Annotated in this window: 14 protein-coding genes; 6 read left to right on the top strand and 8 right to left on the bottom strand. The window is 43.6% G+C overall.

Annotated features, from left to right (window positions below; all coding sequences use genetic code 11):
• Positions 1-24 precede the first annotated feature (24 nt).
• From B5X77_RS11050 to B5X77_RS11060, 3 genes are all read right to left on the bottom strand, one after another.
• A complete protein-coding gene (locus B5X77_RS11050) occupies positions 25-891 on the bottom strand; it encodes an SDR family oxidoreductase (protein ID WP_079508051.1) in 867 nt (288 codons plus the stop codon).
• A gap of 606 nt (positions 892-1,497) precedes the next feature.
• Complete coding sequence (locus B5X77_RS11055) at positions 1,498-3,150, bottom strand: CoA-disulfide reductase (protein WP_079508052.1); 1,653 nt, start codon at positions 3,148-3,150, stop codon at positions 1,498-1,500.
• Positions 3,151-3,437: 287 nt separating this feature from the next.
• Positions 3,438-3,929, bottom strand: coding sequence for a YajQ family cyclic di-GMP-binding protein (locus tag B5X77_RS11060; protein WP_079508053.1), 492 nt, complete (start codon positions 3,927-3,929; stop codon positions 3,438-3,440).
• A 325-nt stretch (positions 3,930-4,254) separates the two neighbouring features.
• On the opposite strand from B5X77_RS11060, the gene B5X77_RS11065 reads away from it, so the two are divergent.
• Positions 4,255-5,118 carry a CvfB family protein gene (locus B5X77_RS11065; RefSeq protein WP_079510200.1) on the top strand — a complete coding sequence of 288 codons (864 nt, stop codon included), beginning with the start codon at positions 4,255-4,257 and terminating at the stop codon, positions 5,116-5,118.
• A gap of 24 nt (positions 5,119-5,142) precedes the next feature.
• Here B5X77_RS11065 and B5X77_RS11070 read toward each other — a convergent pair whose 3' ends face one another.
• Both B5X77_RS11070 and B5X77_RS11075 read right to left on the bottom strand, forming a co-directional pair.
• Positions 5,143-5,274 (bottom strand): DUF3941 domain-containing protein, encoded by a 132-nt coding sequence (locus B5X77_RS11070; protein ID WP_079508054.1) that lies wholly within the window; start codon positions 5,272-5,274, stop codon positions 5,143-5,145.
• Positions 5,275-5,337: 63 nt separating this feature from the next.
• Positions 5,338-6,198 carry a DegV family protein gene (locus B5X77_RS11075; protein WP_079508055.1) on the bottom strand — a complete coding sequence of 287 codons (861 nt, stop codon included), beginning with the start codon at positions 6,196-6,198 and terminating at the stop codon, positions 5,338-5,340.
• Positions 6,199-6,327: 129 nt separating this feature from the next.
• Between B5X77_RS11075 and B5X77_RS11080 the strand changes: the two genes are divergently transcribed.
• Positions 6,328-7,170 (top strand): YitT family protein, encoded by an 843-nt coding sequence (locus tag B5X77_RS11080; protein ID WP_079508056.1) that lies wholly within the window; start codon positions 6,328-6,330, stop codon positions 7,168-7,170.
• Positions 7,171-7,192: 22 nt separating this feature from the next.
• Positions 7,193-7,981 (top strand): BsuPI-related putative proteinase inhibitor, encoded by a 789-nt coding sequence (locus B5X77_RS11085; protein ID WP_079508057.1) that lies wholly within the window; start codon positions 7,193-7,195, stop codon positions 7,979-7,981.
• 41 nt (positions 7,982-8,022) lie between these two features.
• Here B5X77_RS11085 and B5X77_RS11090 read toward each other — a convergent pair whose 3' ends face one another.
• The 3 genes from B5X77_RS11090 to B5X77_RS11095 form a co-directional block, all read right to left on the bottom strand.
• Positions 8,023-8,214: a DUF3813 domain-containing protein gene (locus B5X77_RS11090; protein WP_079508058.1), complete on the bottom strand. Its 192-nt coding sequence runs from the start codon at positions 8,212-8,214 to the stop codon at positions 8,023-8,025.
• Positions 8,215-8,367, bottom strand: coding sequence for a hypothetical protein (locus tag B5X77_RS23290; protein ID WP_176167301.1), 153 nt, complete (start codon positions 8,365-8,367; stop codon positions 8,215-8,217).
• 1,570 nt (positions 8,368-9,937) lie between these two features.
• On the bottom strand, positions 9,938-10,756 hold the full coding sequence (locus B5X77_RS11095; protein WP_079508059.1) for a Cof-type HAD-IIB family hydrolase: 819 nt from the start codon (positions 10,754-10,756) through the stop codon (positions 9,938-9,940).
• Between the two features lie 209 nt (positions 10,757-10,965).
• On the opposite strand from B5X77_RS11095, the gene B5X77_RS11100 reads away from it, so the two are divergent.
• From B5X77_RS11100 to B5X77_RS11110, 3 genes are all read left to right on the top strand, one after another.
• A complete protein-coding gene (locus B5X77_RS11100) occupies positions 10,966-11,733 on the top strand; it encodes a prolyl oligopeptidase family serine peptidase (protein WP_079508060.1) in 768 nt (255 codons plus the stop codon).
• A 77-nt stretch (positions 11,734-11,810) separates the two neighbouring features.
• Positions 11,811-12,122 (top strand): metal-sulfur cluster assembly factor, encoded by a 312-nt coding sequence (locus tag B5X77_RS11105; protein ID WP_079508061.1) that lies wholly within the window; start codon positions 11,811-11,813, stop codon positions 12,120-12,122.
• Positions 12,123-12,304: 182 nt separating this feature from the next.
• Positions 12,305-13,429, top strand: coding sequence for a TIGR04053 family radical SAM/SPASM domain-containing protein (locus tag B5X77_RS11110; RefSeq protein WP_079508062.1), 1,125 nt, complete (start codon positions 12,305-12,307; stop codon positions 13,427-13,429).
• Positions 13,430-13,468 lie beyond the last annotated feature (39 nt).

A 13,468-nucleotide genomic window follows, 5' to 3' on the forward strand; every position in this document is an offset into this window, starting at 1 on the left:
CGCTTTGCTTTTTTTGTGTTTGTGCTATCCATTAACTATAGTTCCGCCGTTTACATGGATTGTCTGTCCGCTGACATATGTGGAATCATCGCTTGCAAGATAGACATATGCCGGTGCAAGTTCATACGGCTGGCCAGCTCGTCCCATTGGAGCATTTGTACCAAATTTAGCGACTTCCTCAGCTGAGAAAGTTGATGGAATCAAAGGAGTCCAGATTGGACCTGGAGCTACGCTGTTAACCCGTATTCCCTGTGACGTGAGGGACATGGCAAGGGAACGCGTAAAAGTAACAATAGCACCTTTTGTTGACGAGTAGTCAATCAGCGTCTCGTGGCCTTTATATGCGGTTATGGAGGAAGTATTAATGATCGTGCTTCCTTTTTGAAGGTGAGGCAGGACTGCTTTAGTCAGGTGGAAGATTGAGAATATATTCGTGCGGAACGTCTTCTCCAACTGTTCAGCAGAAATATCCAGCAGGCTCTTTTGCGGATGCTGCTCTGCAGCGTTATTGACAAGGATGTCAATTTTACCAAACTGTTCTATTGTTTGCTTTACAGCATCCTTACAAAACTGCTCGCTGCCAACATCACCGGCTAGCAGCAGGCATTTACGGCCTTCAGCCTCAATTAGCTCCTTCGTCGTTTGGGCATCGTTATTTTCCTCAAGGTAGACAATCGCTACATCCGCACCTTCTTTTGCATAGTAGATGGCAACAGATTTGCCAATTCCACTATCTCCTCCAGTAATCAAAGCAACCTTGCCAGACAGTTTTCCAGACCCTTTATAATTTTCATCGACTGATTTTGGTTCGGGATTCATTTCCGGCTCAGTACCAGGCTGATGATCCTGATGCTGTGGCGGAAAACCTTGTTTATTTTTCTCGTTAGCCATAGAACATATCACTCCTTCTATTTATATCCCATTTATTAGATTCCTTTAAAACCCAGAGTGAAAACATGGAAATTCCTTCTTTTTGTTATCGAGGGTAAATAAGAACGGCCCAGCTTGTAATCGATTTCTCTTGGTTTATGACAGAGGAGCCGAAAAGGTAGAGTGCAAAACGGTAAAGACAGAAGCTCTGCATTCCCCAAAAAAGTGAAAGGGAGTGCAAAACGGTAAAAGCAGAAGCTCTCCATTGCCCGAAAAAGGGAAAGGGAGTGCAAAACGGTAAAAGCAGAAGCTCTGTATTGCCGAAAAAGTAAAAGGGAGTGCAAAACGGTAAAGACAGAGTCTCTGCATTCCCCAAAAAAGTGAAAGGGAGTGCAAAACGGTAAAAGCAGAAGCTCTTCTTTGCCCGAAAAAGGGAAAGGGAGTACAAAACGGTAAAAGCAGAAGCTCTGCATTGCCCGAAAAGTGAAAGGAAATGTAAAACGGTAAAAGCAGAAGCTCTGCATTGTCCCAAAAAGTGAAAAGGAGTGCAAAAACGGTAAAAGCAGAAGCTCTGCATTTAGCAAAAAACAAAATAAGCGGCATCCTCAAAGGGAGCCGCTATATTCATTACTGAATTTTATTTTTAAAGATAGAGTAAGTCTTGTACCCGCCAGTGAGGTTCTTTACTTTGAATCCATTTTGCTGAAGGATCCGTGAAGCAAGGTATCCTCTTAGGCCAACCTGGCAAGTGATCAGGATGGTATCATCTTTAGGCAGCTCGTCAAGACGGTTGCGCAGGTCGTCAAGAGGGATGTTCTTTGAACCCTCAATTTTGCCTTCTGCGTGTTCTTTTTCTGTACGGACGTCAATCATGAATGCACCTTTTTCGATTAGATCGTCCACTTCATAATGTTGTACTGTTTCAATTGTTCCGTCAACAATATTGGAGGCTACATATCCAGCCATGTTTACTGGGTCCTTAGCAGAAGAGAATGGTGGTGCGTAAGCAAGCTCAAGCTCCTGAAGGTCATAGACACTCAGGCCGCCTTTAATTGCCGTGGCAATGACATCAATACGCTTGTCGACACCATCTTTACCTACTGCCTGAGCACCGAGGATCTTGCCGCTTTCTCTATCAAAGATGACCTTAAGAGAGATTTGCTCTGCGCCAGGATAATAGCCAGCATGTGACAGTGGGTGAATATGAACAACTTCATATGGAATACCCAGTCTGCGCAAAAGTTTTTCGCTGTTGCCAGTTGTAGCAGCTGTCAATTCGAATACTTTTACGATGGAAGTTCCGAGAGTTCCAGGGTATGCAATATTTCTGCCATTGATATGGTGTCCGACAATATGTGCCTGGCGGTTCGCAGGCCATGCCAGCGGAATCATAGTTGGCTGGCCATTGATGTAGTCAGTGACTTCGATGGCGTCACCCATTGCATAGATGGACTGATCGGAAGTCTGCAGATATTCATTGACTTTGATACCGCCGCGTTCGCCAAGGTCTAGGCCCGATTCTGCTGCGAGCTGATTTTCTGGACGCACGCCGATTGACAGGATAATCAATTCTGCATCAAGGGTCTTTCCGCTCTCAAGGACAACCTTTGTGCCATTTTCCTGTACATCAGTGATTCCATCGCCAAGGATTAGCTCAACGCCATTCTTTCTTAATTCATCTTCAACGATTGCTGCCATTTCAGGATCAACCGGACCCATAACCTGAGGTAATTTCTCTACAAGAGTAACATTAATTCCAGCATGGACAAGGTTTTCCGCCATCTCAAGACCGATGAAGCCTCCGCCGATCACAACTGCATTCTTTGGTGAGTTGTCTTCAAGGTAAGCTTTAATTTTATCCATGTCAGGAATGTTTCTAAGTGTGAATACATTGGCGCTCTTCAAACCCTCGATTGGAGGAATGATTGGTTTTGCCCCTGGTGATAGAACAAGTACATCATAGCTTTCTGTATACTCCTTACCAGTTTGGACGTGTTTCACCGAAACTGTTTTCTCTTCACGGTTGATTGATGTCACTTCTGAGAAATTGCGAATATCTAGGTTATAGCGGGCATTCATCCCCTCAACAGTTTGAAGAAGAAGTTTTTTACGATCTTCAATCACTCCACTAATATGGTATGGCAATCCACAGTTTGCGAATGAAATGAATTCCCCTCTTTCAAAAAGTACGATTTCAGCTTTTTCATCGAGTCTCCTTAGTTTGGTTGCAGTAGTTGCGCCTCCTGCAACACCGCCTACTATTACGATTTTTTTACCCATTGTATTGTCATCCTTTCGGTTAAAAGTTTATTTTGTTTTATACCCCTACTGGTATATTAACGTGAAAATAGGGGGAATCCAATAGTACTTTGTGAAGGATTTGTGAAAGTTATCTCGAATTTTCTGTTGCAAATAGATAAATATCACACTTGACTTTTAATATGGAGAGAAGGTTTAGACACATAGAAGGTTGTTTAGGGGCATTTCTTTTTTTAAAATTAATAAAACAAAAACGGACAATGCATCACAATGTCCGCTTCTATACAATATTTAGTATTGCGTGGGTTTTAACGATAATTCACGAATTGAACATCAACGCTAAGGTCCGCTTCTTTAACAGCTGCAATAATTTTTTGGAGATCATCACGATTCTTTCCAGTCACGCGCACCTGGTCGTCCTGAACCTGGCTCTTTACCTTCAGGCCGCTGTTTTTGATGACTGTGTTGATTTTTTTTGCATTCTCCTTATCAATTCCCTGCACCAGCTTGGCTCTTTGGCGCACAGTCCCGCCAGATGCACGTTCCACCTTCCCGTAGTCCAAATTTTTTATTGGAATTCCGCGTTTGATCATTTTGCTGAATAGAACGTCCTTCAACTGGTCAAGCTTAAATTCATCATCAGAAATTAGGACGAGTTCTTCCTTATCTAGGGAAATGTCACTTTTGCTTCCTTTAAAATCGTAACGGTTCTGGATTTCCTTCATGGCAATACTGATTGCATTCGTTACTTCTGACATTTCAACTTTGGATACAATATCAAATGAGCTCTCTTTAGACATGGCTACCTCCGGGTAATCTATTTTATGCAGCGCATGAACAAGGAACTGTCCAGACGCTTTCGCTTTTGCTTACATTATAGTAAAATATAGCAGTTCAAACAACTTTGCGTTATGCAGCAAATTTGTTTAATAAGGCTCATTTCGGAAACATGTTGTGCTCACAGCCAAAGTAAAAATCAGCTTTGGGGTTTTTACGAATATTTTCGCATATCCAATTGGGGAATTTTCAAAGCCCGCCCATTTAAGAATGCGGATTTTAGTTTTGGTCCGTATAGCAATAATTAATTCGAAAAAAGGCACTAAAAACAAGGCAGGAGGGATTTTTATGTCCTTGAATGAATATACCGGTCAGACTCTGGAATTGACCGTAGCAAGAATCGTTGATTTCGGCTATTTTTTAACAGATGGAGAAGAGGATGTCCTGCTCCATTCGAATGATACTGACCGGACCTTTGAAGAGGGAGAGAAGGTTGAGGTATTCCTATTTGTGGAATCAAGGGGCAGGCTTGCTGCAACTACAAAGATTCCAAAGGTACAAGTGGGTGAATATGAATGGGTATCAGTTGTTGACGTAAAGGAGGGTATTGGGGTTTTCCTTGATATCGGAATCAGCAAGGATGTCCTGCTAGGTGAGGAAGACCTGCCAGTTGTAAGGTCGGTCTGGCCTGAAAAAGGGGACCTGCTTTATATTACGCTCAGGGTGAATCGTAATAATATGATTTATGCTCGAATGGCGACTGACCCTGTCATCCAGGAAATTTCGGTTCCAGCGGACAGAAGTGCTTTCAATAAGAATGTCCACGGTTATATTTACCGTACGGCAAGGGTTGGCAGCTGGATGATTACCGCAGAAGGATACAAAGGTTTTATCCATGAATCACAACGCCGTACCGAGCCGCGCATTGGCGAGAAAGTCGAAGGCCGAATTATTGATGTGAAACCAGACGGCTCCGTTAATATCTCGCTGCTCCCGCGCAAGCAAGAGGCACTGGATGAGGACGCTGAGAAGATCATGGCTTATCTCGACCTGAGGAATGGAGCAATGCCTTACCATGACAAGAGCATGGCCGAAGATATCCAGGAACGCTTCGGGATGAGCAAAGGCTCCTTTAAACGCGCATTGGGCAGGCTTATGAAGGAAGACAAAATTTATCAGGAAGATAATTGGACATATAAAAAAGAAAAATAGAGCCAGTTGGCTCTATTTTTCTTTTTATAAATGGTCAGTTTTTTTAGAATAGGCGTTCTTTCCAGCCTTCCTGTTCTTTTCACGCATCATATTTTTTTCATGGCGAAGGGCATTGTTGTCCTTTGCCTTTTTATCGTTATCGGATGTATGCGGCATAAGAAAAACTCCTTTCAGGTTAGGTACATTTTATTTTTCCATAACCTCAAAGGAGTATGTAATTTAAGAGGGCTGTTTATTTAAAAAGAAAATTGCAATTGTGCCTGGTCCGGTATGGGAACCAACAGCTGCCCCAATCGAAGTGATATAGACATCTTTGGCATGAAGTTCACTTATAACCATGTCCTTCATCTCTGAAGCTGTTTCGAGGTCGTCAGCATGGCTGATGCCGACGATCTGGTCCTCGATTCCATCGCCGCGTTCCCTCATCACTTCGATTATCCTGCGGAGGAGTTTCTTCTTACCGCGGATTTTTTCAATAGGGACCAGTTTGCCATCCTCAACATTCAGGAGCGGCTTTATATTGAGAAGCCCGCCAACGAATGCTGACGCTTTTGATACACGTCCGCCTTTTGCGAGATGGTCAAGGTCATCCACGGAAAAAAGATGTTCCATATGCTGGCTGAGGAATTGGACAGCCTGCACGATTTCTTCCTTTGGACGATTCGCCTCAGCCATGCGGACAGCCTCCATGACTACAAGCCCCTGTCCAAGAGAAGCGCATTTTGTATCAATCACGGACAAGTTGAAATCGGGATATTCCTCTTTGACCTGCTGGGCAATCATGACAGCGGTCTGGTAGGTTCCTGACAGTTCAGAAGAGAAAGCTATGTAAATTCCATCCTGGTTATTCTCGGCTAATTCTGTAAAAACTTCTTTAAAACCAGCAGGAGACGCCTGTGAGGTTTTTGGAAGGTTGCCAGCGCGTATTGCATCATATACTTCTTTAGGCTGGATTGTTCTGAGATCTTCATACTCGGTTCCATCAATTTGAACTTTTAATGGAAATAAAATTGCGCCATTTTCTTCATAAAAATCCAATGGCAAATCACATGCACTGTCAGCCATGATTTTTACTGACATCACTTACACCTGCTTTCAACCTTTATATGATAATAGTTTATCGGGAATATCTCAAAAAGACAATTAAATATAGTGATTTTCGGCAAAATAGGGGTAGAGGAAGAATAGAAAAATATAAGGGGGATTCACATGGTCTGGTTGGAAACAAAAAAAATCATCATCGTAGTGATCGGCGCATTTTTAAATGCGATGTCGCTGAATTTCTTTTTAATCCCGGCAAATGTCTATGCCAGCGGTTTCACCGGAATAGCCCAGCTAGTTTCGAGCATATTGGGTGAATTTGCTCCATTTAACATTTCGACAGGTATTCTTCTTTTGCTATTGAATATTCCTGTGACAATCCTCGGCTGGATGAAAGTAGGGAAATCATTTACCCTCTATAGCTTTATATCTGTATTACTTTCATCATTCTTTCTTGAAATCCTGCCTGTGAAGGAAGTATCCGGTGATATCCTGCTGAATGCTGTTTTTGGCGGCGTCATCGGGGCACTGGGGGTTGGGCTGACATTGAAATGGGGGGCGTCGACAGGTGGCATGGATATCATAGCAATGATTCTTTCCCGCATGAATGATCGCCCGGTTGGTACATATTTCTTTGCCTTAAATGGCATCATTATAATGACAGCAGGTTACATTTTTGGCTGGGAAAATGCACTTTATACTCTTGTGGCACTGTATGTTTCCACTCGCGTGATCGATGCGATCCATACTCGTCACGAAAAATTAACGGCAATGATTGTCACCAAGAAATCGGATGAATTAAAGAAAGCCATCCATGACAAGCTAGTCCGCGGCATTACATTGCTTCCTGCAAAAGGGGCTTTCTCCGGGGAAGAAAAGGAGATGTTGATTATTGTCATCACCAGGTATGAAATGTACGATCTTGAACATATCATCAAGGAAGTCGATCCTCAGGCGTTCACCAATATTGTAGAGACAGCCGGGATCTTTGGTTTTTTCAGGCGGGAATAAAATTAGAAACGGGGGTTTGTGAATGAGGAGAATCAGCTTATTGATCATTTTGGTGTTGATGGCGGTTGCACCGGCATTGGCAATAGGGGAGGAAAAGCAGACAACGGTAAACCCAGGCTTCAGTTTTTACATCGACCCAATAGCCGGTCCCGAACATGTTGAGTTTGAATTAACCCTCCAGAATCATGGTGATGCAAATTTGACATTTGAATTCCCCACCTCTCAGAAGTATGAAATCATAGTTATGGATGATAAAGGTAAGAAGGTCTATCAATACTCAGAGGACAAGGCCTTTTTACAGGCGTTTGAAAAATTGACTTTGAAACCGCAAGAGACGAAGAAATGGCGAGAAAACTGGGATTATAAAAATGCGGGCACCAGAGTAAAAGAAGGCGAATACACAGTCACTGCTCAATTAAAGGCCACTAGTATAGGCGAAAAACCTGTAATGGACAAAAAGCAGCTGACTGATGAGAAGAAAATGTATGTTCCAGGTGAAAATCCAGTTTTTAAAGGCGTTCATTCAAAGGGCACCATGGGTTCGTATAAAGTCCTGGGAGAAGCCAGGCCAATCCAGGGCAGGTTCTTTTATTCAGTTGAGGATGGACATAACCAGCTGATTGCGGAAACAGAAGTGACCCAGGAGTCAAAATATCCGGACTGGCACTCGTTGTCGATTGACATCACTATCCCTGAAAGCAAGCTTCCGCAAAACGGATCTCTGATCCTTAATCTTTACGAACGCAGCAAAGAAGGGGAAATCATTCACACCTATCCAGTTTTGCTAGAAAAATTCAACAATAGTAAATAGGTAAAAGCAAAAGCTGGCGGGATTCCCGCCAGCTTTGCCTGTTACTTGTTTTCAATTGAATTCAGCTCGTCCTGAAATGACCTAAGCTGCTCTTTTTCCGCCATCGTTGTATTGGCATAAGCGGAAGAAAGAGCATTTTTCGCTGTGCTGATGGCTGCAGATTGTTCAGCCGGCTCCGCAGTCTTGGCTAATTGAACAGCCTTCCTTGCTTCTTGAAAAAGCCTGTTTCCCATTTAGACTCCTCCTAAAGAGGACTCTCTGACATTCGCCATCTTTTGAGCTTCAGCTTCGGCATACGTGGTGTGGTAAGGGATTCTTTGATCATGCTTGGAGACAGTATCTACCCCTTGCTGTACAAAACGCTTGGATTTATTACTTTTACCCATCGTTGTACCCCTCCATCTACGAGCGAATTTTGAAACAGACAATCACGCTGCTTCAAACATAGTATGCACTTTTGCTGGAAAAACAATCGCTTCAGGGAACGTTCGATTTTGGCAGGTTCAGACAATTTTTTAGCAGCCAACCGAAATCAGGAGGGAAAGCCAAGTATCCGATAGCGGCATTCTATCGGCCAAACTGAACAGGCGGCAGGGCAAAAATAGTCCAATAGAGGCTTTATATCGGCCAAACAGAGCAGGAAAGAAAGGCAAAAGTGTCCGTTAGAGCATTCCTATCGGCCAAACGGACCAGGAAGGAAAGCAAGAATGTCCGATAGAGCCAGCCTATCGGACAAACGGAACCAGGAGGTATAAGCAAAGTGTCCGATAAAGCCTTCCTATCGGACAAACGGACCAGGAAGGAAAGCAAGAATGTCCGATAGAGCCAGTCTATCGGACGAGCGGACCAGGTTGTAAAGCAAGAATGTCCGATAGAGCCAGCCTATCGGACAAACGGAACCAGGAGGTATAAGCAAAGTGTCCGATAGAGCCTTCCTATCGGACAAACGGACCAGGAAGGAAAGCAAGAATGTCCGATAGAGCCAGTCTATCGGCCAAACGGAGCCAGGAGGTATAAGCAAAGTGTCCGATAGAGCCTTCCTATCGGACAAACGGACCAGGAAGGAAAGCAAGAATGTCCGATAGAGCCAGCCTAACGGCCAAACGGAGCCAGGAGGTATAAGCAAAGTGTCCGATAGAGCCTTCCTAACGGCCAAACGGAACCAGGAGGTATAAGCAAAGTGTCCGATAAAGCCTTCCTATCGGACAAACGGACCAGGAAGGAAAGCAAGAATGTCCGATAGAGCCAGTCTATCGGACGAGCGGACCAGGTTGTAAAGCAAGAATGTCCGATAGAGCCAGTCTATCGGCCAAACGGAGCCAGGAGGTATAAGCAAAGTGTCCGATAGAGCCTTCCTAACGGCCAAACGGAACCAGGAGGTATAAGCAAAGTGTCCGATAAAGCCTTCCTATCGGCCAAACGGACCAGGAAGGAAAGCAAGAATGTCCGATAGAGCCAGCCTATCGGACAAACGGAACAGGTTGTAAAGCAAAAATGTCCGATAGAGCCAGTCTATCGGACAAACGGAGCCAGGAGGTATAAGCAAAGTGTCCGATAGAGCCTTCCTATCGGCCAAACGGACCAGGAAGGAAAGCAAGAATGTCCGATAGAGCCAGCCTAACGGACAAACAGAACCAGGAGGTATAAGCAAAGTGTCCGATAGAGCCTTCCTATCGGACAAACGGAACCAGGAGGTATAAGCAAAGTGTCCGATACAGCCTTCCTATCGGACAAACGGAACCAGGAGGTATAAGCAAAGTGTCCGATAGAGCCTTCCTATCGGCCAAACGGACCAGGAAGGAAAGCAAGAATGTCCGATAGAGACAGCCTATCGGACAAACGGAACAGGTTGTAAAGCAAGAATGTCCGATAACTCCATTCTATAGGACAAACAGGCCAGTCATAAAAGCAAAAATGCCCGATAGAAATCTTCTCCGGGCGTTTTGTTTCACATTATTATAGTGCCTTCAAATTCAGCAGATCGTTCAAATACACACCAATTCCGTCTTCTTCATTTGTCAGTGTCATGTCGTTCGCGATATTTTTTACATCGGCAACTGCATTTCCCATTGCAATTCCCCGGCCTGCATATTCAAGCATTTCTAAATCATTATCTTCATCGCCGAATGCAATGATTCGCTCAGCTGGAATCTGGAAATAATCCGAGGCTTTCTTTAACCCTACAGCTTTATTCAGGCCATTTTTGACGATTTCAACGACGTGGAACGGTGCTGCCCAACTTCTGTGGTCGATTACTTCTGCATGGACCTCTGATAGGTGAGCGCGGATTTTTCGTACATGCTCCTCGTCTGAATGGATGAGCATACTTGTTGGGGATGCCTTTAAATACCTTCTCAAATCACCTGTCGTGATATTTGGATTCCCCATATTGAAAATGTCCATTAATTTTTCATCATGGTAGTGGACGTACACATCATCGATCACTTCGGCAATGATATTGTAAAATTTAAAATCATCGAGCGCCTCAACGATATCCTTGGCAACATCGATTGATAGAGGAGAGTGGTGTACTCCCCAGTTGTTATCCAGCGGATGGTGCATAAATGCTCCATTAAAATTAACAATCGGTGTATCAAGCTGAAGCTCATGGTAATACATCTCACTGGAACGGAATGGTCGCCCCGTAGCGATCATCACCACATGCCCTTCTTCACGGGCTTTTTTAATGACTTGTTTGTTCCTGTCGGATATTTTTTTATCATCTGTTAGTAATGTACCGTCTAAGTCTAAAGCGATTAAATGTTTCTCAGTCATAAATGCTCCTTCTTATCTCTAATTTTTAAAATCATGCATATGATTGGCTCTTTTTTTACAAGAGTTCTACAATACATATATTGAATAAGGGTTAATAGTCCTTCTTACCACTATGGTAACCATTTTACAGTTAAATTGTAAAAAAATCATATCACATACTTAAAAGTCCGGTAAATTTAATGTCGGTCCGCTCAATTGGAGGTTTAACAGTGATTTTAGTCGAAAAGAAACACATTCAAGATATTCCCGTTCTCCATATCGTAAAACAAAATCAATTTTCAGATAGAATGCCGCTGATTGTTTTTTTGCATGGCTTTACTAGCACTAAAGAACGAAACATGCATTACGCCTATCTATATGCTGAAAAAGGTTTCAGAGTCATCCTGCCCGAGGCAAAATATCATGGGAGCCGCGGTGAGGGGTTTTCAGAAAAAGAACTGAGCTTCCGCTTTTGGGAAATTGTTATGAACTCGATCGAAGAGCTTGTTTTGATCAAGGATGAGCTGGTTGAGGAAGGACTTGTTGATCCCACCAGGATAGGTGTTGCCGGAACATCGATGGGCGGCATTACTACGCTAGGAGCCATGGCAAAATATGACTGGATCAAGGCGGGCGTCAGTCTGATGGGTAATCCTTCTTTTGAACAGTTTGCTCTATGGCAGCTGAATGAAATTGAAAAAAGAAATATAAAAATCAACTTATCTAAAGAAGAGGTTTCGAGTTTGCTGAATCAACTAAAGCAATATGACCTCAGCCAACAGCCTGAAAAGCTGGATAAACGGCCGCTGTTATTCTGGCACGGAAGATTGGACCCTGTTGTACCATATGAAGCCGCTTATCATTTTTATGAGCAAAACCGGAAAAACTATGAGGGAACAGATGGAATGTTTGAATTCATTACCGATGAGCATGCTGGACACAATGTGTCAAACGCAGGTGTAATGGCTTCAGCAGAATGGTTTGCAAAACATATCTAACGCCTTACCGCTTTAAATGCGAATGAATCATTGTTATGATAGAAATAGGTACAGCTATAAAAAAGGAGTGTTCACCGATGGATGAAGAATTAAAAGAGAGCATTATGGGTGCGCTTGAGATGGTCGTTGACCCTGAACTTGGCGTTGATATCGTTAATTTAGGGCTTGTATATGATGTGGATTTAAATGAAGAAGGGCTAGCCACTGTAACCATGACCCTGACTTCAATGGGCTGCCCTCTTGCCGGCACGATCGTTGAGCAGGTTAAATTGGCACTTGCCGATCTTCCTGAGGTTAAAGATACTGAAGTAAACATTGTCTTTAATCCGCCATGGTCAAAAGACATGATGTCCCGTTACGCTAAAATAGCCCTGGGTGTCAGGGATTAAGTGGGACAGAAACAGCAGGAGCCTTCCTGCTGTTTTTTTTTATGCTTTATCCCGGTCAGAGGTCACAAAATTGTCAAACAAATAGGGCAAATCTTACCCGCTTATGTGAGTTAGTTCACTTAAACATGTTGGTAACACTTATATACTTCTTGTATAGAGAAGTATTTAAGGAGGCGCCACTCATGTTTGATAGAGATTTTAATAAAGACCCATTCATTGTGATCTGGGAACTTACGAGAGCCTGCCAATTGAAATGCCTGCACTGTCGTGCGGAGGCACAATATAGAAGAGATCCTCGTGAACTGTCTTTCGAAGAAGGGAAGGCGCTTATTGATCAAATATACGAAATGAATAATCCAATGCTAGTTTTTACAGGCGGCGACCCATTGATGAGGGAGGACGTATTCGGGATTGCTGAGTACGCGGTGAAAAAGGGCGTCCGCGTATCAATGACACCAAGCGCGACTCCTAATGTAACGAAAGAAGCCATTGAAAAAGCGAAAACAGTCGGGCTTTCACGCTGGGCTTTCAGCATCGACGGCCCAACCGCAGAAGTCCACGACCACTTCAGGGGAACAGCTGGCTCCTTTGATTTAACAATGGAAAGAATCAAATACTTGCATGAACTGGAAATTCCGATTCAGATCAATACTGTAATTTCCCGTTATAATATTGAATATTTAGATGAGATGGCAAAGATGGTAGAGGACTTAGATTGTGTCCTATGGAGTGTTTTCTTCCTTGTCCCGACAGGTCGTGGCCAGGAAAAGGACATGATTTCTCCTGTTGAGCATGAAAAAGTGTTCCAGTGGCTTTATGATCTCAGTAAACGGGTGAAATTCGATATTAAAACAACTGCGGCTCAGCACTATCGACGGGTGGTCATCCAGCAAAAGATGCGGGAGGCCAAAAATCATACTGAAGAAATCGATTACTTGACTGCCCTGACAAAGGAAGGATTGACAGGGTCCATTGATGGTCTTGGCCGGGCGCCAAAAGGTGTCAATGATGGCAATGGCTTTGTATTCATTTCACACATAGGGGACGTCTATCCGAGCGGCTTGCTGCCCGTTAAAGCGGGGAATGTACGCGAACAGCCGCTTGCTGATATATATAGGGAATCACCTGTGTTCAAGTCATTGAGGAATCCAGATGAATTCAAAGGTAAATGCGGGGTTTGTGAGTTCAGGCATGTATGCGGCGGGTCTCGTTCAAGGGCATATGCCATGACAGGGGATTACCTGGAGAGTGAACCGTTCTGCGTATATATTCCGAAAGCACTGAGAAAACAAAAGCAAGAAAGCTGAAATAGCGGAAAAAAGGCCGGAAAGCCAGATTAGCGAAAA

Source organism: Mesobacillus jeotgali, assembly GCF_900166585.1.
In the GTDB taxonomy this organism is placed as follows: Bacteria; Bacillota; Bacilli; order Bacillales; family Cytobacillaceae; genus Mesobacillus; species Mesobacillus jeotgali_A.